We start from the raw sequence: 24,182 nt of genomic DNA, 5'->3' as shown, positions 1-24,182 counted from the left end.
CGACGGCGGTGGCCAACGGTGACCTGTCGCAGAAGGTCACGGTGGACGTGGCCGGCGAGATGCTGGAGCTGAAGAACACCGTCAACACGATGGTGGACCAGCTGTCCGCGTTCGGTTCCGAGGTGACCCGCGTGGCACGGGAGGTCGGCGTCGAGGGCCGGCTCGGCGGTCAGGCGCAGGTGCCGGGTGCCGCGGGCACGTGGAAGGACCTCACCGACTCGGTGAACACGGCGTTCCGCAACCTCACCGGTCAGGTGCGGGACATCGCGCAGGTGACGACGGCGGTGGCCAACGGTGACCTGTCGCAGAAGGTCACGGTGGACGTGGCCGGCGAGATGCTGGAGCTGAAGAACACCGTCAACACGATGGTGTCGCAGCTGTCCTCGTTCGCCGACCAGGTGACGCGGATGGCCAGGGACGTGGGCACGGAGGGCCGGCTCGGCGGTCAGGCCCGGGTGGACGGCGTGTCGGGGCGCTGGCGGGAGCTCACCGACTCGGTGAACTTCATGGCCGGCAACCTGACCTCGCAGGTGCGGCAGATCGCCCAGGTGACGACGGCGGTGGCGCGCGGTGACCTGTCGCAGAAGATCGACGTGGACGCGCGCGGCGAGATCCTGGAGCTGAAGAACACCATCAACACGATGGTCGACCAGCTGTCCGCGTTCGCCGACCAGGTGACGCGGGTGGCCCGTGAGGTGGGCACCGACGGACGCCTCGGCGGTCAGGCCGTGGTGCCTGGCGTGGCCGGTGTGTGGCGCGACCTGACGGACTCGGTGAACGGCATGGCCGGGAACCTGACCGCCCAGGTGCGCAACATCGCGCAGGTCGCCACGGCGGTGGCGCGCGGTGACCTGTCGCAGAAGATCGACGTGGACGCGCGCGGCGAGATCCTGGAGCTGAAGAACACCCTCAACACGATGGTGGACCAGCTGTCCAGCTTCGCCGACCAGGTGACGCGGGTGGCCCGCGAGGTGGGCACCGAGGGCATCCTGGGCGGCCAGGCCGAGGTGCAGGGTGTCTCCGGCACCTGGAAGGACCTCACCCAGTCGGTGAACATGATGGCGAACAACCTGACCTTCCAGGTCCGGAACATCGCCGAGGTCACCACCGCGGTCGCCAAGGGCGACCTGTCGAAGAAGATCACCGTCGACGCCAAGGGCGAGATCCTGGAGCTGGTGACGACCGTCAACACGATGGTGGACCAGCTGTCGAACTTCGCCGACGAGGTGACGCGGGTGGCCCGTGAGGTGGGCACCGAGGGCATCCTGGGCGGCCAGGCGCGGGTGCGCGGCGTGACCGGCATCTGGAAGGACCTGAGCGACAACGTCAACCTGATGGCCAACAACCTGACCAGCCAGGTGCGGAACATCTCCCGGGTGTCCGCGGCCGTCGCCAACGGCGACCTGACGAAGAAGGTCACGGTCGAGGCGCGCGGCGAGGTCGCCGAGCTCGCCGACACCGTGAACACCATGGTGACGACGCTGTCGTCGTTCGCCGACGAGGTGACCCGGGTGGCCCGCGAGGTGGGCACCGAGGGCGAACTGGGCGGCCAGGCGCGGGTGCCCGGCGTCTCGGGCACCTGGAAGGACCTGACCGAGTCGGTGAACTCGATGGCCTCGAACCTGACCGGTCAGGTGCGCCAGATCGCCGCCGTCACCACCGCCATCGCCAAGGGCGACCTCACCAAGAAGATCGACATCGACGCGCAGGGCGAGATCCTGGAGCTGAAGAACACCATCAACACGATGGTCGACCAGCTGTCGAACTTCGCGGAGGAGGTCACCCGGGTGGCCCGCGAGGTGGGCACCGACGGGCAGTTGGGCGGTCAGGCCCGGGTCCGTGACGTGGACGGCACCTGGCGGGACCTGACGGAGTCCGTGAACGAGATGGCCGGGAACCTGACCCGGCAGGTGCGCGCCATCGCGGCCGTCGCCACGGCGGTGACCCGCGGCGACCTCAACCTGAAGATCGACGGCGTGGACGCGGCCGGCGAGATCCAGGCGCTCCAGGACAACATCAACACCATGATCGCCAACCTGCGCGACACCACCCTCGCCAACGAGGAACAGGACTGGCTGAAGGGCAACCTGGCCCGCATCTCCGGTCTGATGCAGGGCCGCCGGGACCTGGACGACGTCGCCTCGCTCATCATGAGCGAGCTGACGCCGGTGGTGTCGGCGCAGCACGGCGCCTTCTTCGTGGCGATGCCGACCGGTTCGAACGTCAACGACGCCGAGTCGGTCGGGGAGGGCGAGGGCCCGTACGAGCTGCGGATGCGCGGCAGTTACGGCTACTCCGCCGGCTCGATGCCGACCTCCTTCCGGCCGGGCGAGACCCTGATCGGTACGGCGGCCGAGGAGAAGCGGACCATCCAGGTCAACGTGCCGCCGGGCTATCTGAAGATCTCCTCGGGTCTGGGCGAAGCCGCCCCGGCCCATGTGATCGTGCTGCCCGTGCTGTTCGAGGGCCGGGTGCTCGGCGTGATCGAGCTGGCCTCCTTCCAGCCGTTCACGCAGATCCAGCGGGACTTCCTCAACCAGATCGCCGAGCTGATCGCGACGACGGTCAACACCATCAGCGTCAACACCCGTACCGAGGTGCTGCTCCAGCAGTCGCAGGAGCTCACCGAGCAGCTGCGGGAGCGGTCGGCGGAGCTGGAGCACCGGCAGAAGGAGCTGCAGAACTCCAACGCGGAGCTGGAGGACAAGGCGGAACTCCTGGCCCGGCAGAACCGGGACATCGAGGTGAAGAACACCGAGATCGAGGAGGCCCGGCAGGTCCTGGAGGAGCGTGCCGAACAGCTCGCGGTCTCCATGCGCTACAAGTCCGAGTTCCTGGCGAACATGTCGCACGAGCTGCGGACGCCGCTCAACTCGCTGCTGATCCTGGCGAAGCTGCTCGCCGACAACGCGGACGCGAACCTGACGCCGAAGCAGGTCGAGTTCGCCGAGACCATCCACGGCGCGGGCTCGGATCTGCTCCAGCTGATCAACGACATCCTGGACCTGTCGAAGGTCGAGGCGGGCAAGATGGACGTCTCGCCGACGCGGATCGCGCTGGTGCAGCTTGTCGACTACGTGGAGGCCACCTTCCGGCCGCTGACCGCGGAGAAGGGGCTCGACTTCTCGGTGCGGGTCTCGCCGGAGCTGCCCGCCACGCTGCACACGGACGAGCAGCGGCTTCTCCAGGTGCTGCGCAACCTGCTGTCGAACGCGGTGAAGTTCACCGACACCGGCGCCGTGGAGCTGGTGATCCGCCCGGCCGGCGCGGACGTGCCGCAGTCGATCCGGGAGCAGCTCCTGGAGGCGGGGACGCTGCGCGACCCGGAGGCGGAGATGATCGCCTTCTCGGTGACGGACACCGGTATCGGCATCGCGGCCGGGAAGATGCGGGTGATCTTCGAGGCGTTCAAGCAGGCCGACGGCACGACGAGCCGGAAGTACGGCGGTACGGGCCTGGGGCTGTCGATCAGCCGGGAGATCGCGCGGCTGCTCGGCGGCGAGATCTACGCGGCGAGCGAGCCGGGCCGCGGTTCGACCTTCACCCTGTACCTGCCGCTGAGCCCGGTGGAGCCGGCGCCGTCCGGGCACGGGCCCGACCAGCTGGATCCGGAGGGCCGGCTCGGCGCGGAGCCGGAGACCGCCGAGGGTCTGGTGCACTTCGCGCCCGCACCGGCGCACACGGAGGCCAGGTCGGGGGCGGGAGCGCTGTTCCGGCACCGCCGCAAGACGGTGGACCAGGTGCCGCAGGTGCCGGGGCAGCCCGGCAAGGGCGACCAGGCGGCGGCGGAGGAGCGGCCGGAGCCCGAGCCGCGTCCGGTGTTCACGTTCGCGGGTGAGAAGGTGCTGATCGTCGACGACGACATCCGTAACGTGTTCGCGCTCACCAGCGTCCTGGAGCAGCACGGGCTCGCGGTGCTGTACGCGGAGAACGGGCGCGAGGGCATCGAGGTCCTGGAGCAGCACGAGGACGTCTCGGTGGTGCTGATGGACATCATGATGCCCGAGATGGACGGATACGCGACGACCACGGCGATCCGGCGGATGCCGCAGTTCGCGGGGCTGCCGATCATCGCGCTGACGGCCAAGGCGATGAAGGGCGACCGGGAGAAGGCGATCGAGTCCGGGGCTTCGGACTACGTGACGAAGCCGGTCGACCCGGACTACCTGCTGACGGTGATGGAGCAGTGGATGCGGGGGGAGGGGCGCTAGCAGGGCCCCAAGGGCTCCCCACGGGCTCGTCCCGTCGGGAGGCCCGTCCCGAGGGGCGACGGCCGGGCCGGCCGGCCGTCGCCACACGGGTGTGAGAGCCCGCCGGACGGGGAACCTTCTGGTCTCCCACCGCGTTCGACGGAGGGGCACGTTCTTGCGTGCTCCGTGACAATGCGGTGACAGGGTGTGGTGACGGGCGGGGTGCGGCTACGATGACCGGCACAAGGACGGACGGCGCATGGGAGTCGTCTTCTGGGGCGGCGCCCGGTGCTTCCCCCGGCACGCAGAGCCGGAGAGAGCCAGTGCCGGGGCGAGGAGGACGGGGCATGGTGCAGAAGGCCAAGATCCTCCTGGTCGATGACCGGCCGGAGAATCTGCTGGCGCTGGAGGCCATTCTCTCCGCGCTCGATCAGACACTGGTGCGGGCATCGTCCGGGGAGGAAGCGCTCAAGGCGCTGCTGACCGACGACTTCGCGGTCATTCTGCTGGACGTCCAGATGCCCGGGATGGACGGTTTCGAGACGGCCGCGCACATCAAGCGGCGCGAGCGGACCCGGGACATCCCGATCATCTTCCTCACCGCCATCAACCACGGCCCGCACCACACCTTCCGCGGGTACGCGGCGGGCGCGGTCGACTACATCTCCAAGCCGTTCGACCCGTGGGTGCTGCGCGCCAAGGTCTCCGTCTTCGTCGAGCTGTACATGAAGAACTGTCAGCTCCGCGAGCAGGCCGCGCTGCTCCGCCTCCAGCTGGAGGGCGGCGGCCCGAACGGCCAGACCAAGGAGTCGGCGGGGCTGCTCGCCGAGCTCTCGGCCCGGCTCGCGGCCGTCGAGGAGCAGGCCGAGGCGCTGTCCAAGCAGCTCGACGACGACTCCGCCGACGCCGCGGCCGTCGCCACCGCCGCACACCTGGAGCGCAAGCTCACGGGTCTGCGCCGGGCGCTCGACGCGCTCGAACCGGGTACGGGCGGCGCGCCCACCCTGCCCGCGCAGAGCTGACACACCGGCCCTGGCGGAGCCGACCCGCCGGCCCGCGCGGAGCTGACGCACCGTCATCGGAACGGCGCCCGCCGTGAGCGGGCGTCAGTTTCCCGCCGTGGCGGGAACGACACGAACGGGTGAGCGCAGGGAGCGCTGTTTCCCCGGCCGGTTGCGCAGGTAACCTCAGCACCATGGCCTCACGTACGTCCGGCAAGGGTTCCCAGGGCACGGCGGGCACCGCGAAGCCGCGAGCCGCCGGCCGTACGAGCGGTACCGCGAAGAAGGCGGTGGCCGCCAAGTCGCCCGCCAAAGCCCCTGCGAAGAAGGCGCCGGCGAAGAAGGCCGCGCCCGCCAAGCGCGCGCCCGCGCGCAAGACGGCGGCGAAGAAGGCCGCGCCGCGTCCGGCTCCCTCGCCGACCGGCGGCGTCTACCGGCTGGTGCGCGGGATCTGGCTCGGGCTCGCGCACGCCGTGGGAGCGATGTTCCGGGGGATAGGGCGGGGCGCCAAGGGCCTCGACCCGGCGCACCGCAAGGACGGCCTCGCGCTGCTGCTGCTCGGCGTCGCCCTGATCGTCGCCGCCGGCACCTGGTCCCATCTGCGCGGTCCTGTCGGCGACCTGGTGGAGATGCTGGTCACCGGCGCCTTCGGGCGGCTCGACCTGCTGGTCCCGCTGCTCGTCGGCGCGATCGGCGTGCGGCTGATCCTCTACCCGGAGAAGCCGGAGGCCAACGGGCGGATCGTCATCGGCCTGTCCGCGCTGGTCATCGGCGTGCTCGGACAGGTGCACATCGCGTGCGGCTCGCCCGGCCGCGGCGACGGCACCCAGGCCATGCAGGACGCCGGCGGCCTCATCGGCTGGGCCGCGTCCAAACCGCTGGTCTTCATGATGGGCGAGGTCCTGGCGGTGCCCATGCTGGTGCTGCTCACGGTCTTCGGTCTGCTCGTGGTCACCGCCACGCCCGTCAACGCCATTCCGCAGCGGCTGCGCGCCCTCGGCGCCCGCCTCGGTCTCGTCGAGCCGGAACACGCGCCGGAGGAGACCCCCGGACACGAGGAGTACGGCGACGACTGGCGTGACGGCGCGCCCCGGGCGGCCCGGCCGGTGCGCCGGCGCACCCCCGGCTCCGGCGAGTACGACCCCGACCACGCGGAGGCCGCGGCCCTGGAGCGGCGCGGCCGGCGCCGTACCCCGCCCGCCTCCGCCTTCGACACCACGGGCCTCGACCCGGTCGACGTGGCCGCGGCGGCGGCCGCCGCGCTGGACGGCGCCGTCCTCAACGGGATGCCGCCGTCCCCGCTGGTCGCCGACCTGACCCGGGACGTCACCGCCGAGCGGGCCGCCGCCGTGGCGGCGTCCGCCGCGGACGCCGACGTGGCCGCCGGGGACGCCGAGGAAGCGCGGTCCTCCGTGCCCCTGCCGACGGCGCGGGGCGCCGCGAAGGACCGGACGGTCGGGACGGTGCCCGACCTGACGAAGCCGGCGCCCGAGCCGACCGGGCTGCCGGCCCGGGCCGAGCAGCTCCAGCTCGCCGGCGACATCACGTACGCCCTGCCCTCCATGGACCTGCTGGAGCGCGGCGGGCCGGGCAAGACGCGCAGCGCCGCCAACGACGCCATCGTGGACTCGCTCACCAACGTCTTCGCCGAGTTCAAGGTCGACGCGGCCGTCACCGGCTTCACCCGCGGCCCGACGGTCACCCGCTACGAGGTCGAGCTCGGCCCGGCCGTCAAGGTCGAGAAGATCACCGCGCTCACCAAGAACATCGCGTACGCCGTGGCCAGCCCCGACGTGCGGATCATCTCGCCGATCCCGGGCAAGTCCGCGGTCGGCATCGAGATCCCGAACACCGACCGCGAGATGGTCAACCTCGGCGACGTGCTGCGCCTCGCGGAGGCGGCGGAGGACGACCACCCGATGCTGGTGGCGCTCGGCAAGGACGTCGAGGGCGGCTACGTGATGGCCAACCTGGCGAAGATGCCGCACATCCTCGTGGCCGGCGCCACCGGCTCCGGCAAGTCGTCCTGCATCAACTGCCTGATCACCTCGGTGATGATAAGAGCGACCCCGGAGGACGTCCGGATGGTCCTCGTCGACCCCAAGCGGGTCGAGCTCACCGCGTACGAGGGCATCCCGCACCTGATCACGCCGATCATCACCAACCCCAAGAAGGCCGCCGAGGCCCTGCAGTGGGTGGTGCGCGAGATGGACCTGCGCTACGACGACCTCGCGGCCTTCGGCTTCCGGCACATCGACGACTTCAACCAGGCGATCCGGGACGGCAAGGTCCAGCTGCCGCCCGGCAGCGAGCGCGAGCTCAAGACGTACCCGTACCTCCTGGTGATCGTCGACGAGCTCGCCGACCTGATGATGGTCGCGCCGAGGGACGTCGAGGACGCGATCGTGCGCATCACCCAGCTGGCCCGCGCGGCCGGCATCCACCTGGTGCTGGCCACCCAGCGGCCCTCGGTGGACGTCGTCACCGGTCTGATCAAGGCGAACGTGCCGTCCCGGCTCGCCTTCGCCACGTCCTCGCTCGCCGACAGCCGCGTCATCCTCGACCAGCCCGGCGCCGAGAAGCTCATCGGCAAGGGCGACGGGCTGTTCCTGCCGATGGGCGCGAACAAGCCGGTCCGCATGCAGGGCGCCTTCGTCACCGAGCACGAGGTCGCCTCCGTCGTCCAGCACTGCAAGGACCAGATGGCGCCCGTCTTCCGGGACGACGTCACCGTGGGGACCAAGCAGAAGAAGGAGATCGACGAGGAGATCGGCGACGACCTCGACCTGCTGTGCCAGGCCGCCGAGCTGGTGGTCTCGACCCAGTTCGGCTCGACCTCGATGCTCCAGCGCAAGCTGCGCGTGGGCTTCGCCAAGGCCGGCCGGCTCATGGACCTGATGGAGTCGCGGAACATCGTCGGGCCGAGCGAGGGCTCCAAGGCGCGAGACGTGCTGGTCAAGCCGGACGAACTGGACGCGGTGCTCGCCGTGATCCGCGGGGAGGACGGGGCCTGACCGGCCCCGGGTGGCGGAGCGGCCGTAACGAGACCCGGCCGAGACTCACTCGTAAGGGAAGGTGGGCAACCGTTTCCCTTGGGCGTACGTCAAGTTGGAGGGAGGGGAAGAACCTTGTCCCAGCCCCATGGCGTACATCCCAGCCTCATGGCGTACAAACGACGCCCGCCCGGTTGCCCCACCCTTTCGTACCACCCATAGACTGAACATCCAGCAGGTGGCTACACGCTCGAAAGGCGCTCTCGTGTCCATCGGCAACTCCCCCGAATCCCCCGAGGACGACCGGAACTTCCCGGCAGATGACCGGGATTCGATCGGTCGTGCCCTCCAGCAGGCCCGTGTCGCCGCCGGTCTCACCGTCGAAGAGGTCAGCGCCTCCACCCGGGTGCGCGTCCCGATCGTGCACGCGATCGAGGAGGACGACTTCTCGCGCTGCGGCGGCGACGTCTACGCCCGCGGGCACATCCGCACCCTCGCGCGTGCCGTCGGGCTCGATCCGGCACCCCTGATCGAACAGTACGACGCCGGGCACGGCGGCCGACCCGCGCCGACCCCCGCCGCACCGCTGTTCGAGGCGGAGCGGATCCGCCCCGAGCCGCGCCGTCCCAACTGGACCGCCGCCATGGTCGCGGCGATCGTCGCCGTCGTCGGCTTCGTCGGCTTCACGATGTTCAACGGGACCGACAGCACCGGCGGCGCGGGCGCGTCCGCGGAAGGCCCCGCCCCGGCGACCAAGACCACCACCGCCCCCGCCAAGCCCAAGCCGGTCAAGCCCGCCCCGCCGAAGCCCGTGCCCTCCGAGAGCGCCATCGCGGCGGTCCCGCAGGACAAGGTCACGGTCAGGCTCACCGCGACCGACGACAAGAGCTGGATCTCGGCCAAGGGCGCCGACGGCAAGCTGCTCTTCGACGGGCTCCTCCTGGAGGGCGAGTCCAAGACCTTCCAGGACGACGAGCGCATCGATCTGATCCTCGGCAACGCCGGGCCGATCGAGCTCTACGTCAACGGCAAGAAGATCGAGGACTCGTTCGAGTCCGGCCAGGTCGAGCGCCTGTCCTACACCAAGGGCGACCCGCAGGCCGGCTGAGCTCCGCCCCCGATGTGACGCCCGTCGCGCAGGTGAACCCTGCGCGACGGAGGTACGGCCGGGACGAAGTAGTCTTGAGTCCATGCCCGAACGCCGTACCGTCGCCCTTGTCACTCTCGGCTGCGCCCGTAACGAGGTGGACTCGGAGGAGCTCGCAGGCCGCTTGGCAGCGGACGGCTGGGAGCTCGTCGAGAACGCCGAGGACGCCGACGTCGCCGTCGTCAACACCTGCGGCTTCGTCGAAGCCGCCAAGAAGGACTCCGTCGACGCCCTCCTCGAGGCCAACGATCTGAAGGACCACGGCCGCACCCAGGCCGTCGTCGCCGTCGGCTGCATGGCCGAGCGCTACGGCAAGGAACTCGCCGAGGCCCTGCCCGAGGCCGACGGCGTGCTGGGCTTCGACGACTACGCCGACATCTCCGGCCGCCTCCAGACCATCCTCAGCGGCGGCAGCGTCGAGGCGCACGCCCCCCGTGACCGGCGCAAGCTGCTGCCGCTGTCGCCCGTGGAGCGCCAGCAGGCCGCCGCGTCCGTAGCCCTGCCCGGGCACGGCTCCGTGGCCGCCCCCGAGGCTCCTGGGGCCCCTGAGGCGCCTCTGGCGCCCGAGAACGTGCCGGCCGACCTGCCGGACGGTCTCGCGCCCGCCTCCGGGCCGCGCGCGCCCCTGCGCCGCCGCCTGGACACCAGCCCCGTCGCCTCCGTGAAGCTGGCCTCCGGCTGCGACCGGCGCTGCTCCTTCTGCGCCATCCCGTCCTTCCGCGGCTCCTTCGTCTCGCGCCGCCCCTCGGACGTGCTGAACGAGACCCGCTGGCTCGCCGAGCAGGGCGTGAAGGAGGTCATGCTGGTCTCCGAGAACAACACCTCCTACGGCAAGGACCTCGGCGACATCCGCCTCCTGGAGAGCCTGCTGCCCGAGCTCGCCGCCGTCGACGGCATCGAGCGCGTCCGGGTCAGCTACCTGCAGCCCGCCGAGATGCGCCCCGGCCTGATCGACGTGCTCACCTCGACCGACAAGGTCGTGCCGTACTTCGACCTGTCCTTCCAGCACAGCGCGCCGGACGTGCTGCGGGCGATGCGCCGCTTCGGCGACACCGACCGCTTCCTGGAGCTCCTGGACACCATCCGCTCCAAGGCGCCGGCCGCCGGTGCCCGCTCCAACTTCATCGTCGGCTTCCCCGGCGAGACCGAGGCGGACTTCGCCGAGCTGGAACGCTTCGTCACGCACGCCCGCCTCGACGCCATCGGCGTCTTCGGCTACTCCGACGAGGACGGCACCGAGGCGGCCGGTTACGAGCACAAGCTCGACCAGGACGTGATCGACGAGCGCCTCGCCCACCTGTCCCGGCTCGCCGAGGAGCTCACCGCCCAGCGCGCGGAAGAGCGGATCGGCGAGACCCTGGAAGTACTGGTCGAATCCTTCGACGAGGAGGAGGACGGCTGGATCGGCCGGGCCGCCCACCAGGCGCCCGAGACCGACGGCCAGGTGCTCCTCCCCGCGGACTCGGCCGAGGGCCTCGGCCTGGCCCCGGGCCGTATGGTCAGGGCCAAGGTCGTCGACACCGAGGGTGTCGACCTCGTGGCCGACTGTCTGGATGAGGAGGCGGGCAGATGACCGGAGTCCCGGCATCCGCGACGGGCGGGACCGGTAGGCCGGCGCCGCGCGGCAAGCTGGGCGCTGCGGCCGTCAACCAGGCCAGCCTGTGGAACATCGCGAACATCCTCACCATGGTCCGGCTGGTGCTCGTGCCCGGCTTCGTGGTGCTGCTGCTCCAGGACGGCGGGCACGACCCCGCGTGGCGGGCCTGGGCCTGGGCGGCGTTCGCCGTCGCCATGATCACGGACGTCTTCGACGGGCACCTGGCCAGGACGTACAACCTGGTCACGGACTTCGGGAAGATCGCCGACCCGATCGCCGACAAGGCGATCATGGCGGCCGGACTGATCAGCCTGTCCGCGCTCGGCGACCTGCCGTGGTGGGTGACGGGCGTGATCCTGGCCCGTGAGCTCGGCATCACGCTGATGCGCTTCTGGGTGATCCGGCACGGAGTGATCCCGGCCAGTCGCGGCGGCAAGATGAAGACGCTCGCCCAGGGCACGGCCGTGGGCATGTACGTCCTGATGCTCACCGGTCCACTCGCCACCCTGCGCTGGTGGGTGATGGCGGTGGCCGTCGTGCTGACGGTCGTCACCGGCCTGGACTACGTGCGACAGGCGGTCGTCCTGAGGCGCAGGGGACTCGCGGCGGAACGGGCGGCGGCGGCCGGGGCCGGCCGCACGGAGGCGGACGGACGATGAACGAGGCCGCCAGGGTGCTCCGGCTGCTCGCGCTGCGTGGTGAGACCGTGGCCGTCGCGGAGTCCCTGACGGGCGGTCTCGTGGCCGCGGAGCTCACCGCCGCGCCCGGGTCCTCGAAGGGCTTCCGCGGCTCTGTCACGGCCTACGCCACGCCGCTGAAGGAGCAGCTCCTCGGCGTGGACGGGACCCTCCTGGCGGAGCGCGGCGCGGTCGACCCGGAGGTCGCGCTGCAGATGGCGGCCGGTGTGCGGGCCAGGCTCGGCGCCGACTGGGGCATCGCGACGACCGGCGTCGCGGGGCCGGAACCGCAGGACGGGCAGCCGGTCGGGACCGTGTACGTGGCGGTCGCCGGCCCCGAGGGCGAGTCCGCCGGGGCGGCCAGGGCGGGGAAGGTGGCGTCGTTGCGGTTGAACGGCGATCGAGCGGAAATCCGTAGAGAGAGTGTACGGAGCGTGCTCGAATTGCTCAGTGAACTGCTCGGCGACGAACACTCGGAAAATGCGCGGGCACAGGATACGGAACAGAACGGGGGAGATTGATGTTTGCAGCCATGAGTGAACACGACATCGCTCCCCGCACGGCCGCGGCGCGAGGCGGTACGGTGGGGCGTGAAGGATGCGGCTACGCGGTCCGAGGAGGGAGCCACCGATGATTCTGCTCCGTCGCCTGTTGGGTGACGTGCTGCGTCGGCAGCGCCAGCGCCAGGGCCGTACTCTGCGCGAAGTCTCCTCGTCCGCCCGAGTTTCGCTCGGCTATCTCTCCGAGGTGGAGCGGGGGCAGAAGGAGGCTTCCTCCGAGCTGCTCTCCGCGATCTGCGACGCGCTGGACGTACGGATGTCCGAGCTCATGCGTGAAGTGAGCGACGAACTGTCGCTGGCCGAACTGGCCGAGTCGGCAGCGGCGAGCGAACCGGTGCCGGCGCCGGTGCGACCGATGCTCAACTCGGTGTCGGTGACGTCGGTGGCCGGTGTGCCCACCGAGCGGGTGACCATCAAGGCGCCCGCGGAGGCCGTGGACGTCGTCGCCGCCTGAGCCGAGCAGCACGAACGAAGTGGGGCGAAGCCCCGGCGTGTGCCCTTACGGGCGCATGGCCGGGGCTTTTTCCTTGCCTCGTTCTCGTCCCGGTTCTCGTCCCGCACCTCGCTCGCGCACGAACTCCGGTCCGGTTTGTTTGAGATGCCGGATTCGGGTGATGCGTGCCATGGTGGGGGAACGTACGACCGTTTGGAGATTTCGCATGTCCGTCGTGAAGAGCTCCCTGTCCGACACCGCCCTCAAGACGGTGGGCAACGCACTGCAGGGAGCGCTGGTCGACCTGGTCGACCTCGCCCTGGTGGCCAAGCAGGTCCACTGGAACGTCATCGGTCCCCGCTTCCGCTCCGTCCACCTCCAGCTCGACGAGGTCGTCACCACGGCCCGGCTGCACTCCGACACGGTGGCCGAACGTGCTTCGGCGATCGGCGTGAACCCGGACGGGCGCGCCTCGACCGTGGCGTCCACGAGCGCCATCGGCACCGTCCCGGAGGGCTGGATCAAGGACGCGGAGGCCGTGGACATCCTGGTGGCCGCGCTGGGCGCGGTCGTGACACGGATGCGCGAGCGGATCGAGGCGACCGCGGAGCCGGACCCGGTGACGCAGGACATCCTGATCGGCCTCACGGCCGACCTCGAGAAGCATGCGTGGATGTTCCAGGCGGAGAGCGCCTGATCGTGGCGTCACGCAGGGCCATACGCGTCCCGTGCGCCGGGGTTGCCTCTTGTGCGCCCTCCCGCCGGGTGATCCTGCGGGACTAGCGTCGACCGGAGGAGGCGGCCATGGTACGGCGACGGGTTCCGCTGGTGACGCTCACGCTGGTCGCGGCCGGACTGGTGGCCGGTGGGCTCTGGTGGTGGGCGGTGGTGCGCCTGCTGCTGGTGCCGGGGGAGACGGGGCCGGTCGAGGGGGCGGTGGCCGCGGGCGGCTGGGGGCTGAGCCTGCTGCCGGTGCACGTGGCCGCCTCTACGGGGAGGACCGGCGGGTCCGGTCACGCCGGCTCGTCGGTGGGTGGATCGTCGCTCACCAGGGCATCGCGACGCCGCCGTTGGGGCGCAGGATCTGACCCGTCGTGAACGACGAGGCGTCGCAGGCGAGATGGAGGACCGCGTGGGCGACCTCCGCCGGCTCGCCGACCCGGCCGAGCGGTGAGACGCGCACCATCGCGGCCTCGGCCTGCTCCTGGGCGGCCGGCTCGTGGCGGTCCGTCATGGGCGTGCGGACCCAGCCCGGCGCGACCGCGTTCACCCGGATGCCGTGCCGCCCCGCCTCGGCGGCCAACGTCTTGGTCAGCTGCACGACGGCCGCCTTGGCGACGCTGTAGCAGAGCAGGCCCGGGCTCGCGGTGTCCATCGCCCCCGAGGCCATGGTCACGACGGACCCGGGTATATCGTGCTCGATCATCGAGCGGACCGCCTCCTGGCAGGCGTACAGCACGCCCTTGAAGTTCACCGCCAGGATCCGGTCGAGGTCCTCGTCGCGGGTCTCCAGGACGGTGCTCGTGTGCATGATCCCGGCGACCGCCGCCATGACGTGCAGCGGGCCCGCGGCGCGTACGGCGGCGGCGAGGGCGGGCCGGTCGGTGACGTCGAGCGGGTGGACGTGCGCGGTGCCGCCCTGACGGGCGATCAGGGCCGCGGTCTCCTTCAGGCCGGGCTCGTCACGGTCCGCGCAGTGGACGGTCGCACCCGCCTCGGCGAGGAGCGTCGCGGACGCGCGGCCGATGCCGCTCGCCGCGCCCGTGACGAACGCGGTGCGGCCGGTGAGGTCGTACGCGGTGAGGACCATGTCCGGACCGTACGACCGTATCTGACGGTCCGTCAATTAGCGGGGCGGCTCCTGTTGCGGGCCCTTCTGGCAGCCGGGGCACCAGTACGTCACGCGGTCGGCCAGCTCCGCCCTGCGGACCGGGGCGCCGCAACGCGGACACGGGCGGCCGCCGCGGCCGTAGACGTAGAGGAGGTCGCCTCCGCGCCGGGGCGGGGTCGTCCGCCGGCCCGGACCGTCCTTGTTCGCCTCCAGGAGGCGGTGCGCGGTGGCCACCAGGCGCTCCGGGACGCCCTCGGCGAGCTCGCCGACCGGCAGCCAGGGCGTGACACCGGCCAGGAAGGCCAGCTCCGACTTGTAGACGTTGCCGATCCCGGCGAGGTTGCGCTGGTCGAGCAGGGCCTCGCCGAGGGTGCGCGCGGGATCGGCGACCAGTCGGCGCACCGCCTCCGCCGGGTCCCAGTCGGGGCCGAGCAGATCCGGGCCGAGATGACCGACGGCCTTGGACTCCTCAGCCGTACGGATCAGCTCCAGGACCGGCAGCCGGTATCCGTACGCCGTGAACTCCGCGTTCCCGAGAATCGCCCGGATCTGGTGCGCCGGGCCGCCGCGCGGGCGCTCTCCGGTGGCGTACACCTGCCACGAACCGTCCATCCGCAGGTGGGAGTGGAGGGTGAGACCGCCCTCGATCCGGGTCAGGAGGTGCTTGCCGCGCGGGGTCACGTCGAGGACCCGGCGCCCGGTGAGATCGGCCGTCGCGAAACGGGGCACGCGCAGGTCGGAGCGCGTGAGCACCCGTCCGGCGAGCGCCGAGTCCAGCCGGTGCGCCGCGTACCAGACGGTGTCTCCTTCGGGCATGGGGCCATGATGCCGCGCCCCGCGCCCCGCGGCGGCCCGGGCGAAGACAGCACGTGCCATCCCGTGCCCCGGGCCGGAGCGCCGGGGAGGTCAGGCGCGCAGGCGCAGGCCCCGGGGCGTGGCGTGGAAGCCGGCGGCCTCCAGAGGGCGGGAGAGGGGGGAGGTCAGGGCGGTCGCCCCGTTGATCCGCTCCACCGTGACCGTGCCGAGCGAGCCCGCCGTCGCCGAGGCCGCCAGGGCCTCGGCCGCCGCCCGCAGCGCCGGGGAATCGGGCTCGTCGGGCCAGGAGAGCAGGGTCTTGCCGCCGCGCTCCATGTAGAGCGTGAGTTCGCCGTCGACCAGGACGACCATCGAGCCCGCCTTGCGGCCCGGCTTGTGCCCGGCGCCGGTGGGCGGCTCCGGCCAGGACAGGGCCGCCCCGTACGCGTTCGCCGGATCGGCCGCCGCCAGGACGACCGCCTTGGGGCCCGCGCCCTCCTCCGCGCCACGGTCGCGGGCGTTCGCGGCCGCGCGCAGCCGGTCCACGGCCCCGTCCATGGCGAACTGGGCGGCGCCGAGCCCTTCCACCACATAGCCGCGGCGGGCCTGACCGCTGTCCTCGAAGGCCGACAGGATCCGGTACGTCGCGGAGAAGCCGCCCTCCACGCCCTCGGCGGCCACCGCGCCCCGGGTCACCACCCCGTGCCGGTCGAGCAGCGTGCGGGCCAGGGCATGGGCGCGGTGGGTCGGCTCGGGCTCGAGCGGGGGCAGCAGCGACCAGCGGCCGCTGACCGTGGGCGGGCCCGTGCGGGAGGCCGGGCGGGCGGCGGCGCTCAGCGTGCCGTACCGGCCGCGCGGGACCGTGCGGCGGGCGCGGTGCGCGGTGGAACCGGCCGTGCGGCCCGAGCCGAGCAGCGAGCGCAGCGGGGCCAGGGTGTCGTTGGTGAGCCGACCCGACCAGGCCAGGTCCCACAGGGCGTCCGCGAGCTGCGGATCCGTCGCGTCCGGGTGGGTGGTGGCCCGCACCTGGTCGGCGATCTGGCGGAAGAACAGCCCGTAGCCGCCGGAGAGCGTCGTCAGGACGGACTCGTGCAGGCCGGTGAGCTCCAGCGGGTGCGGCGGCGGCAGGAGCAGCGGCGCGGCGTCGGCCAGATAGAGCGAGATCCAGCCGTCCTTGCCGGGCAGCGCCCCCGCGCCCGCCCAGACGACCTCGCCGGTCGTGGTCAGCTCGTCGAGGAGCGCGGGCGAGTAGTCCCGCACCCGGGACGGCAGGATCAGCTTCTCCAGCGCCGAGGCCGGCACCGGCGCGCCCTGGAGCTGCTCGATCGCGCGGGCCAGGCCGTCGATGCTGCGCAGGCTGCTGCTCCCCAGGTGCTGCCACTGGGGCAGGAACGTGGCGAGCGCGGCCGGCGGAACCGGCTCCAGCTCGTGCCGCAGGGCCGCGAGGGAGCGGCGGCGCAGCCGGCGCAGCACGGCGGCGTCGCACCACTCCTGGCCGATGCCCGAAGGATGGAACTCACCCTGGACCACCCGGCCCGCGGCGGCGAGGCGCTGCAGGGCGCCGTCCGTGACCGCCGGGCCGAGCCCGAAGCGGGCCGCGGCCTGAGAGGACGTGAACGGGCCGTGCGTGCGGGCGAAACGGGCGAGGAGATCACCCAGCGGGTCCTTCACCGGCTCCGTGAACGCCTCCGGCACGCCCACCGGCAGCGCCGTGCCCAGCGCGTCCCGCAGCCGGCCCGCGTCCTCGATCGCGGCCCAGTGGTCCGCGCCCGCGATCCGCACCCGGATCGCCCGCCGCGCCCGGGACAGCTCCTGCGCCCAGTCGGCCTCGGCGCCGCGCTCGGCGAGCTCCGCGTCGGTCAGCGGCCCGAGCACGCGGAGCACGTCGGCGACGCCCTCCACGTCCTTGACCCGCCGGTCCTCGGTCAGCCACTGCAGCTCGCGCTCGAGCTCGGCGAGCACGTCCGCGTCCAGCAGCTCCCGCAGCTCCGCCTGCCCGAGCAGTTCGGCGAGCAGCCGGGAGTCCAGGGAGAGCGCCGCCGCCCGCCGCTCGGCGAGCGGCGAGTCGCCCTCGTACAGGAACTGGGCGACATAGCCGAAGAGCAGGGAGCGGGCGAACGGCGACGGCTCCGGCGTGGTGACCTCCACCAGGCGCACCCGCCGGGACTCGATGTCCCCCATCAGCTCCCGCAGGCCGGGGACGTCGAAGACGTCCTGCAGGCACTCGCGCACCGCCTCCAGGACGATCGGGAACGAGCCGAACTCGCTCGCCACCTGGAGCAGCTGCGCGGCCCGCTGCCGCTGCTGCCACAGCGGCGTGCGCTTGCCCGGGTTGCGCTTGGGCAGCAGCAGGGCGCGCGCCGCGCACTCGCGGAACCGGGAGGCGAACAGGGCGGAGCCGCCGACCTGGTCCGTGACGATCTGCTCGACCTCGCCCTTGTCGAAGGCGACGTCGGCGGCGCCGACGGGCGCCTGCTCGCTGTCGTACGTGGTGTCCGCGAACCGGCCCGGGTCCACCGGCTCGCCGTCCAGCAGGTCGAGGCCCATCAGATCCGCGTCCGGCAGGCGCAGCACGATGCCGTCGTCGGCGTGCATCACCTGGGCGTCCATCCCGTACCGCTCGGCGAGCCGCGCGCCGAGCGCCAGCGCCCACGGGGCGTGCACCTGCGCGCCGAACGGTGAGTGCACGACCACCCGCCAGTCACCCAGCTCGTCCCGGAAGCGCTCCACCAGGATCGTCCGGTCGTCCGGCACATGCCCGCAGGCCTCGCGCTGCTCGGCGAGATACGCGATCACGTTCTCCGCCGCCCAGGCGTCGAGCCCGGCGGACAGCAGCCGCAGCCGGGCGTCCTCGGGGGCCAGGGCGCCCACCTCACGCAGGAACGCGCCCACCGCGCGGCCCAGTTCGAGCGGCCGGCCCAGCTGGTCGCCCTTCCAGAAGGGCAGCCGCCCCGGCACGCCCGGCGCGGGCGACACCAGGACCCGGTCACGGGTGATGTCCTCGATCCGCCAGGACGTCGTGCCCAGCGTGAACACGTCGCCGACCCGAGACTCGTAGACCATCTCCTCGTCGAGCTCGCCGACCCGCCCGCCGCCCTTCCTGGGGTCGGCGCCCGCCAGGAACACCCCGAACAGGCCGCGGTCGGGGATCGTGCCGCCCGAGGTGACCGCGAGCCGCTGCGCGCCGGGCCGGCCCGTCACCGTGCCCGTGACCCGGTCCCACACCACGCGCGGGCGCAGCTCGGCGAAGGCGTCCGACGGATAGCGCCCGGCCAGCATGTCCAGGACCGCCGTGAACGCGGACTCCGGCAGCGCCGCGAACGGCGCCGCCCGGCGGACCGTCGCGAGCAGGTCGTCGAACTGCCACGAGTCCAGCGCGACCATCGCCACCAGCTGCTGGGCGAGCACGTCCAGCGGGTTCGCCGGGATCCGCAGCGACTCGATGGAACCCGAGCGCATCCGCTCGGTCACCACCGCCGACTGCACCAGGTCGCCCCGGTACTTCGGGAAGACCACACCCGTGGAGACGGCCCCGACCTGGTGCCCCGCGCGGCCCACGCGCTGGAGCCCGGAGGCGACCGAGGGCGGCGACTCCACCTGGACCACCAGGTCCACCGCGCCCATGTCGATGCCCAGCTCCAGGCTGGACGTGGCCACCACCGCCGGCAGCCGGCCCGCCTTCAGGTCCTCCTCGACCAGGGCACGCTGCTCCTTGGAGACCGAGCCGTGGTGCGCGCGGGCGAGCAGCGGCGGCGCACCCTGGGCCGCGCCCGACTGAGCCATGATCTCGGCGGGCGGCGCGCCGTCGGGCAGGGCCTCGCCGGTGGCACGCTCGTAGGCGATCTCGTTCAGCCGGTTGCACAGCCGCTCCGCCAGGCGGCGGGAGTTGGCGAAGACGATCGTCGAGCGGTGCGCCTGCACCAGGTCGGCGATCCGCTCCTCGACGTGCGGCCAGATGGACGGCCGGTCGCCGCCCTCGGAGGCCTCCGAGGCGGGCGAGCCCCCCAGCTCGCCCATGTCCTCCACGGGCACGACCACGGAGAGGTCGAACTCCTTGCCCGACCGCGGCTGGACGATCTCCACCTTCCGCTGCGGCGAGAGGTAGCGCGCCACCTCCTCCACCGGCCGCACCGTCGCCGACAGGCCGATCCGGCGGGCGGGCCGCGGCAGCAGCTCGTCGAGCCGCTCCAGGGAGAGCGCCAGGTGCGCGCCCCGCTTCGTGCCCGCGACCGCGTGCACCTCGTCGAGGATGACCGTCTCCACGCCCGCGAGCGCGTCGCGCGTGGCCGAGGTCAGCATGAGGAACAGCGACTCCGGCGTGGTGATCAGGATGTCCGGCGGCCGGGTCGCGAGCGCCCGGCGCTCGGCGGCCGGGGTGTCACCCGAGCGGATCCCCACCTTCACGTCCGGCTCGGGCAGACCCAGCCGCACCGACTCCTGGCGGATGCCGGTCAGCGGGGAGCGCAGATTGCGCTCCACGTCGACGGCGAGCGCCTTCAGCGGCGACACGTACAGCACGCGGCAGCGCTTCCTGGCGTCGGCGGGCGGCGGGGTCGCCGCGAGCCGGTCGAGGGAGGCGAGGAAGGCGGCGAGCGTCTTGCCGGAGCCGGTCGGCGCCACCACGAGCACGTCCGAGCCCTCGCCGATGGCCCGCCAGGCGCCCTCCTGCGCCGCGGTGGGCGCGGTGAAGGCCCCGGTGAACCAGCTGCGGGTCGCGGGGGAGAAGTCGTCGAGCGCGGACCTGACCATGCCCTCCATCGTGCACCCCGCCACTGACAACCGCCCGGACCTGGGGAAACCCGCTCGTGGTCGGCCGTGCCCCCGGCGCAGAATGGGGACATGACGAGCGCCGGCACGCCGAACCGGCCCGGGGCCGGGACTTCCCGGGAGGCCGGGACATCCGTGGAGGCCGGAACCGCCCCGGCCGCCGCGAGCGACGGGCTGACGGCGCGCGACGGGCCGACGGCGCGTGACGGGCTGACGGCGACCTACGGGCTGACGGCGCGGGCCCGCGGCGGCGCGGCCCGCCCGCCGGAAGGGGCCCTGCCCCGGGCCGGTGCGCCGCGCGGGCACGCCGTCGCCGAGGGCGACCACAGCGGCGCGCCCGCCGAGGCCCCGGGACGGGCCGCCGACCGCGGGGAACGGGCGCGGTACTGGCGGCCCCTCGAGCTCCCGGGCGTCGACCTGCTGCACGCCCACTACGTCCGGAAGTCCTTCTCCCGGCACACCCACGAAAGCTTCGTCCTCGCCGCCATCACGGAGGGCGTCGAGGCCTTCCACTACGGCAGCGACCTCGTCCGCGCCGGGCCGGGCCAGATCGCGCTGGTCAACCCCGACACCCCGCACACCGGGCACGCCGGGGTGCCCGAGGGCTGGACGTACCGGACGATCTATCCCGACGCCGGGCTGATCCGGGACATCGCGGACGACACCGTCGCGCTGCGCGGCGACATCGGCTTCACCCAGCCCGTCGTCGACGACCCGTACGCGGCCCGGCTCGTCGTCGAGGTGCACCGGGCCGCCGAGGAGGGCAACGCGCTCGCCGCCGACAGCCTGCTGCGGCTGGTCACCGCCCGGATGCTGCGCAGCCACGGCGGCAGGGTCCGGCCGCTGTCGCCGCTGTCGGCCGGCGCGCGCGACGCGGCACGCGCGCGTGCCGTCCTCGAAGAGCGGATGGCCGACCCGCCGACCCTGGAACGGCTCGCCGCCGAGCTCGGGACCAGCCCCTTCGCCCTCCTGCGGGCCTTCCGCGCGGCGTACGGCATGCCGCCGCACACCTGGCTGACCGACGCCCGGGTGCGTCGCGCACGGCGCCTCCTGGACGCGGGGACGCCTCCGGCGGAGGCCGCGGTCACCGTGGGCTTCACGGACCAGCCGCACCTCAACCGGCACTTCACCCGCAGCGTGGGCGTGCCCCCGGGCGCCTACCAGCGGGCCCGCGGCCTGCGCGCGTAGCGACGCGGCCGGCGTAGGAAGGCCGCCGCCGGCCCGCAGCCGCTCGCCCGCAGCCGTGCGCGCGCCGCCGCCTGCACGTCGCCGTCGGCATGCGGTCGCCGGGACGCCGCCGCAGGAAGGCCCCCGCCTGCCCGCAGCCGTGCGCGCGCCGCCGCCTGCTCGCAGCCGTCCGCGCGCCGCCGCCCACACGTCGCCGTCGGCATGCGGTCGCCGGCACGCCGCCGCAGGAAGACAGCCGCCTGCCCGCAGCCGTGCGCCCGCCGCCGCCGCCGGCATGCGGTCGCCCGCGCGCCGCCGCAGGAAGGCAGCCGCCTGCACGCACCCTCCGCACGCCGCCGCCCGCGCGCCGCCGCCCGCGCGCCGCCGTCGCAAGAACGTACAAGACCGGGCTCGCCCTCCCTCCGTAGCGTCCCTGGCGTGGCAGAACAGACAGCACCCCCGGACGTACACCGTGACGCGACCGCCTCCAGGAGCGATGCCGCCGTCGTGCGCGACGCCCTCGGCGTCGGCGTTGCCGTCGGGCTCTCCGGGTTCGCCTTCGGCGTGACCTCGGCGGGCTCCGGCCTCAGCCTTCTCCAGACCTGCGCGCTGAGCCTGCTGGTCTTCACCGGCGCCTCCCAGTTCGCGCTGGTGGGCGCCCTCGCCGCGGGCGGGAACCCGCTCACGGCCGCCGCCGGGGCGTTCTTCGTCGGCACCCGCAACGCCTTCTACGGGCTGCGCCTCTCGCAGCTGCTCGCGCTGCGCCGGCTCGCCCGGCCGTTCGCGGCGCAGTGGGTGATCGACGAGACCACGGCCGTCGCCCTCGCCCAGACGGACCGCCGGTCCGCACGCATCGGCTTCACGGTGACCGGACTGACCCTGTACGTGCTGTGGAACCTCACCACCCTGCTCGGCGCCCTCGGCGCGGAGGCCATCGGCGACACCGCCGCGTGGGGCCTGGACGCCGCCGGGCCCGCGGTCTTCCTCGCGCTGCTCGCGCCCATGCTCAGGAGCGCGACCGAGCGCGCCACCGCCGCCCTCGCCGTGCTGCTCGGCCTCGGTCTCCTGCCCGCGCTGCCGGCCGGCGTCCCGGTCCTGGCCGCCGCGCTCGCCGCGCCCGCCGTGCTCTGGTTCCGCGGCCGCCGGACGGGCGACCGCCCGAAGGAGGAGGCCCGATGAACGTCTGGTTCGCCGTCGCGCTGACCGCCGCCGGGTGCTACCTGGTGAAGCTGCTCGGCCTGCTCGTCCCCGCCGACACCCTGGAGCGGCCCGTCGTCCGGCGGCTCGCCGCGCTCGTCCCGGTCGCCCTGCTCGCCGCCCTCACCGCCCAGCAGACCTTCAGCACCCAGGGCGCCCTCACCGTCGACGCCCGAGCCGCCGGGCTCGCCGCCGCGGCCCTGGCGCTGCTGCTGCGCGCCCCCTTCCTGGTGGTCGTGGGCGCGGCGGTGCTCGTCACGGCCGGGGTCCGGGCCCTCGGCGGCTGAACCGCCCCCGGCCCGGCGGCCTGTCCGGCCCGGCCCTGATCCGCCGGACAGGCGCTAGCCGATCGGGCGGCCGTGCGCGCGCAGCGTGCGCAGGGCCTCCACGGTGACGATCGGACGCGCTTCCAGGGCCGTGCCCGGCGCCCACTGGCGCCAGGTGACGGGCCAGCCGCCGTCGTCCTCCTGGGCCGCCGCGAGGTGGTCCAGGGAGCGGCTCATCTCCTCGTCCGTGAACCAGCGGCGGGCCAGCGAGTCGGGCACGCGCGCGTAGTCGTACGGATGGTGGTGCTCGCCCGGGGCGTATCCGTCGGGCACCGGGTAGTCCTCCGGCCGGTCCGGGTCGAGCACGACGAGCCGCCGCTCGCGCACGAGCCGCCCCAGCCGGTCGCTCGCCGCCTGCGCGCGGGCGCGGTCCGGGACCCGGTCGAGGAAGGCGACGGCGGCCTGCACCTCGTACGGATGGGTCTTGTCCAGGGCGTCCACGGCCGCCCAACAGAACTCGGTGGCCCGGAACAGCCAGGCGTGCCAGACCTGGTTGCGGTGCAGCAGACCGACCACCGGGCCGGTGGTGAGCAGCTCGCTCGGCGGCGCGTCGACGACCGGGACGAAGGGGGCGGCCGGGTAGCCGCGTTGTGAGGGATGCACGGCGGGCAGCGCGCCGTCGTGGGTCGACACCTCGGTCAGGTAGCGGCAGATCCGCTCGACCCGCAGGCCGCCGCACCGGCCGATGGAGTCGAGCACGCGCAGCGCGTGCGCCGTGTGCAGCGGCTGGCTGACCGGTCCGCGCAGGTCGGGTTCGAGGGCGTGCCCGTAGCCGCCGTCCTCGTTGAGGTACGCGGTGAGCGCGGCCTCGACGGGATCCGCGCCGCCGCCCAGGAAGTGGTAGGCGAACCGGCGCTGTTCGAGCACGCGGGCGGTCAGCCAGACGAACTGCTCGGCGCGCGCGAGGGGCGAGGCGGACGGAGCGGGGATTTCTGGAGGATTTCCGGCCATGGTCCGACCGTAGGCCGGAACGCGCGTCTGACAAGGTCTACGGACCGGGCTGCACCCTTGAGGGCGGGATACTGGGGTCATGCGGTTGACGACATTCTGGGAACGGATGACCGAGCACTTCGGAACGTCCTACGTCGAGTCCTTCGCCCGGGACCACGTCATGACGGAACTCGGCGGGCGGACGGTGCACCAGGCGCTCGACGCGGGCTGGGAGGCCAAGGACGTGTGGCGGGCGGTCTGCGCGGCCGTCGGCGTGCCGGACGAGAAACGATGATGTGACGGGCCCTGGCCGGAATGTCCGCGCGGTGCGCGAGACTGGCGGGGTGGCCCCGACTGACGCGCACGACGACGACACCGACGAGACCGCCAAGACCGACGACACCGACGAGACCGCCAAGACCGACGAGAACGACGAGACCGCCAAGACCGACGAGACCGCCAAGACGAACCGGACGGCCGAGGCCGGTGCGGCCGGTGCGGCTGGTGAGACTGGTGTGGCCGGTGAGACCGGCGGCGGGAAGGACGACCGCGGGACGACGCCCTCCGGGCC

At 73.1% G+C, this 24,182-nt stretch carries 18 protein-coding genes; 14 read left to right on the top strand and 4 right to left on the bottom strand.

Features of this window, described 5'->3' with window-relative positions:
- The 10 genes from ACFVGS_RS31120 to ACFVGS_RS31075 all read left to right on the top strand — a co-directional run.
- The coding region (locus ACFVGS_RS31120) for a HAMP domain-containing protein (RefSeq protein WP_385695137.1) at positions 1-4,211 on the top strand (4,211 nt) is incomplete at its 5' end.
- A gap of 326 nt (positions 4,212-4,537) precedes the next feature.
- Entirely contained in the window at positions 4,538-5,212 is a 675-nt protein-coding gene (locus tag ACFVGS_RS31115; RefSeq protein ID WP_384419114.1) for a two-component system response regulator, read from the top strand.
- 173 nt (positions 5,213-5,385) lie between these two features.
- Entirely contained in the window at positions 5,386-8,205 is a 2,820-nt protein-coding gene (locus tag ACFVGS_RS31110) for a DNA translocase FtsK (RefSeq protein ID WP_385695134.1), read from the top strand.
- A 244-nt stretch (positions 8,206-8,449) separates the two neighbouring features.
- Entirely contained in the window at positions 8,450-9,292 is an 843-nt protein-coding gene (locus tag ACFVGS_RS31105; protein WP_384419108.1) for a helix-turn-helix domain-containing protein, read from the top strand.
- 82 nt (positions 9,293-9,374) lie between these two features.
- The gene (gene rimO, locus ACFVGS_RS31100; RefSeq protein WP_385695131.1) at positions 9,375-10,904 is read left to right on the top strand and encodes a 30S ribosomal protein S12 methylthiotransferase RimO; all 1,530 of its coding nucleotides are present in this window, start codon (positions 9,375-9,377) and stop codon (positions 10,902-10,904) included.
- Complete coding sequence (pgsA, locus tag ACFVGS_RS31095) at positions 10,901-11,587, top strand: CDP-diacylglycerol--glycerol-3-phosphate 3-phosphatidyltransferase (RefSeq protein WP_384419104.1); 687 nt, start codon at positions 10,901-10,903, stop codon at positions 11,585-11,587. The genes rimO and pgsA overlap by 4 nt, the downstream gene beginning before the upstream one ends.
- On the top strand, positions 11,584-12,126 hold the full coding sequence (locus tag ACFVGS_RS31090) for a CinA family protein (RefSeq protein ID WP_384419101.1): 543 nt from the start codon (positions 11,584-11,586) through the stop codon (positions 12,124-12,126). The genes pgsA and ACFVGS_RS31090 overlap by 4 nt, the downstream gene beginning before the upstream one ends.
- Before the next feature lie 109 nt (positions 12,127-12,235).
- The gene (locus ACFVGS_RS31085; protein WP_019889909.1) at positions 12,236-12,619 is read left to right on the top strand and encodes a helix-turn-helix domain-containing protein; all 384 of its coding nucleotides are present in this window, start codon (positions 12,236-12,238) and stop codon (positions 12,617-12,619) included.
- Positions 12,620-12,824: 205 nt separating this feature from the next.
- Entirely contained in the window at positions 12,825-13,295 is a 471-nt protein-coding gene (locus ACFVGS_RS31080; RefSeq protein WP_384419098.1) for a Dps family protein, read from the top strand.
- 107 nt (positions 13,296-13,402) lie between these two features.
- Positions 13,403-13,696, top strand: coding sequence for a hypothetical protein (locus ACFVGS_RS31075; RefSeq protein WP_384419094.1), 294 nt, complete (start codon positions 13,403-13,405; stop codon positions 13,694-13,696).
- Here ACFVGS_RS31075 and ACFVGS_RS31070 read toward each other — a convergent pair.
- The 3 genes from ACFVGS_RS31070 to ACFVGS_RS31060 form a co-directional block, all read right to left on the bottom strand.
- Entirely contained in the window at positions 13,644-14,408 is a 765-nt protein-coding gene (locus tag ACFVGS_RS31070; protein ID WP_384419091.1) for an SDR family NAD(P)-dependent oxidoreductase, read from the bottom strand. The two genes, ACFVGS_RS31075 and ACFVGS_RS31070, sit on opposite strands and share 53 nt — an antisense overlap.
- 36 nt (positions 14,409-14,444) lie before the next feature.
- On the bottom strand, positions 14,445-15,245 hold the full coding sequence (locus ACFVGS_RS31065; protein ID WP_384419088.1) for an Fpg/Nei family DNA glycosylase: 801 nt from the start codon (positions 15,243-15,245) through the stop codon (positions 14,445-14,447).
- 90 nt (positions 15,246-15,335) lie between these two features.
- Positions 15,336-19,973, bottom strand: a complete 4,638-nt coding sequence (locus tag ACFVGS_RS31060; RefSeq protein WP_385695127.1) for an ATP-dependent helicase — start codon at positions 19,971-19,973, stop codon at positions 15,336-15,338.
- Between the two features lie 435 nt (positions 19,974-20,408).
- Here ACFVGS_RS31060 and ACFVGS_RS31055 point away from each other — a divergent pair, with 435 nt between their 5' ends.
- The 3 genes from ACFVGS_RS31055 to ACFVGS_RS31045 all read left to right on the top strand — a co-directional run bounded on the left by ACFVGS_RS31055 (position 20,409) and on the right by ACFVGS_RS31045 (position 22,642).
- Positions 20,409-21,179: an AraC family transcriptional regulator gene (locus tag ACFVGS_RS31055; protein ID WP_384419133.1), complete on the top strand. Its 771-nt coding sequence runs from the start codon at positions 20,409-20,411 to the stop codon at positions 21,177-21,179.
- A gap of 417 nt (positions 21,180-21,596) precedes the next feature.
- The gene (locus tag ACFVGS_RS31050) at positions 21,597-22,337 is read left to right on the top strand and encodes an AzlC family ABC transporter permease (protein ID WP_385695124.1); all 741 of its coding nucleotides are present in this window, start codon (positions 21,597-21,599) and stop codon (positions 22,335-22,337) included.
- A complete protein-coding gene (locus ACFVGS_RS31045) occupies positions 22,334-22,642 on the top strand; it encodes an AzlD domain-containing protein (RefSeq protein ID WP_385695122.1) in 309 nt (102 codons plus the stop codon). The genes ACFVGS_RS31050 and ACFVGS_RS31045 overlap by 4 nt, the downstream gene beginning before the upstream one ends.
- Positions 22,643-22,696: 54 nt before the next feature.
- Here ACFVGS_RS31045 and ACFVGS_RS31040 read toward each other — a convergent pair whose 3' ends face one another.
- The gene (locus tag ACFVGS_RS31040; protein ID WP_385695120.1) at positions 22,697-23,632 is read right to left on the bottom strand and encodes a hypothetical protein; all 936 of its coding nucleotides are present in this window, start codon (positions 23,630-23,632) and stop codon (positions 22,697-22,699) included.
- 79 nt (positions 23,633-23,711) lie between these two features.
- Between ACFVGS_RS31040 and ACFVGS_RS31035 the strand changes: the two genes are divergently transcribed.
- Entirely contained in the window at positions 23,712-23,906 is a 195-nt protein-coding gene (locus ACFVGS_RS31035) for a DUF3046 domain-containing protein (protein ID WP_128976838.1), read from the top strand.
- The last annotated feature ends 276 nt before the right edge of the window (positions 23,907-24,182 follow it).

Origin of the sequence: Streptomyces sp. NPDC127114, from assembly GCF_042677525.1 — a bacterium.
In the GTDB taxonomy this organism is placed as follows: Bacteria; Actinomycetota; Actinomycetes; order Streptomycetales; family Streptomycetaceae; genus Streptomyces.
This window is presented reverse-complemented; position numbering and strand designations above follow the sequence as displayed.

What these genes read in the sequence shown, in the direction of transcription:
- ACFVGS_RS31115 (WP_384419114.1), top strand. Translation starts at nt 4,538, where the DNA reads ATGGTGCAGAAGGCCAAGATCCTCCTGGTCGATGACCGGCCGGAGAAT.
- ACFVGS_RS31060 (WP_385695127.1), bottom strand. Translation starts at nt 19,973, where the DNA reads ATGGTCAGGTCCGCGCTCGACGACTTCTCCCCCGCGACCCGCAGCTGG.
- ACFVGS_RS31065 (WP_384419088.1), bottom strand. Translation starts at nt 15,245, where the DNA reads ATGCCCGAAGGAGACACCGTCTGGTACGCGGCGCACCGGCTGGACTCG.
- rimO (WP_385695131.1), top strand. Translation starts at nt 9,375, where the DNA reads ATGCCCGAACGCCGTACCGTCGCCCTTGTCACTCTCGGCTGCGCCCGT.
- ACFVGS_RS31035 (WP_128976838.1), top strand. Translation starts at nt 23,712, where the DNA reads ATGCGGTTGACGACATTCTGGGAACGGATGACCGAGCACTTCGGAACG.
- ACFVGS_RS31075 (WP_384419094.1), top strand. Translation starts at nt 13,403, where the DNA reads ATGGTACGGCGACGGGTTCCGCTGGTGACGCTCACGCTGGTCGCGGCC.
- pgsA (WP_384419104.1), top strand. Translation starts at nt 10,901, where the DNA reads ATGACCGGAGTCCCGGCATCCGCGACGGGCGGGACCGGTAGGCCGGCG.
- ACFVGS_RS31110 (WP_385695134.1), top strand. Translation starts at nt 5,386, where the DNA reads ATGGCCTCACGTACGTCCGGCAAGGGTTCCCAGGGCACGGCGGGCACC.
- ACFVGS_RS31090 (WP_384419101.1), top strand. Translation starts at nt 11,584, where the DNA reads ATGAACGAGGCCGCCAGGGTGCTCCGGCTGCTCGCGCTGCGTGGTGAG.
- ACFVGS_RS31070 (WP_384419091.1), bottom strand. Translation starts at nt 14,408, where the DNA reads ATGGTCCTCACCGCGTACGACCTCACCGGCCGCACCGCGTTCGTCACG.
- ACFVGS_RS31040 (WP_385695120.1), bottom strand. Translation starts at nt 23,632, where the DNA reads ATGGCCGGAAATCCTCCAGAAATCCCCGCTCCGTCCGCCTCGCCCCTC.
- ACFVGS_RS31045 (WP_385695122.1), top strand. Translation starts at nt 22,334, where the DNA reads ATGAACGTCTGGTTCGCCGTCGCGCTGACCGCCGCCGGGTGCTACCTG.
- ACFVGS_RS31085 (WP_019889909.1), top strand. Translation starts at nt 12,236, where the DNA reads ATGATTCTGCTCCGTCGCCTGTTGGGTGACGTGCTGCGTCGGCAGCGC.
- ACFVGS_RS31080 (WP_384419098.1), top strand. Translation starts at nt 12,825, where the DNA reads ATGTCCGTCGTGAAGAGCTCCCTGTCCGACACCGCCCTCAAGACGGTG.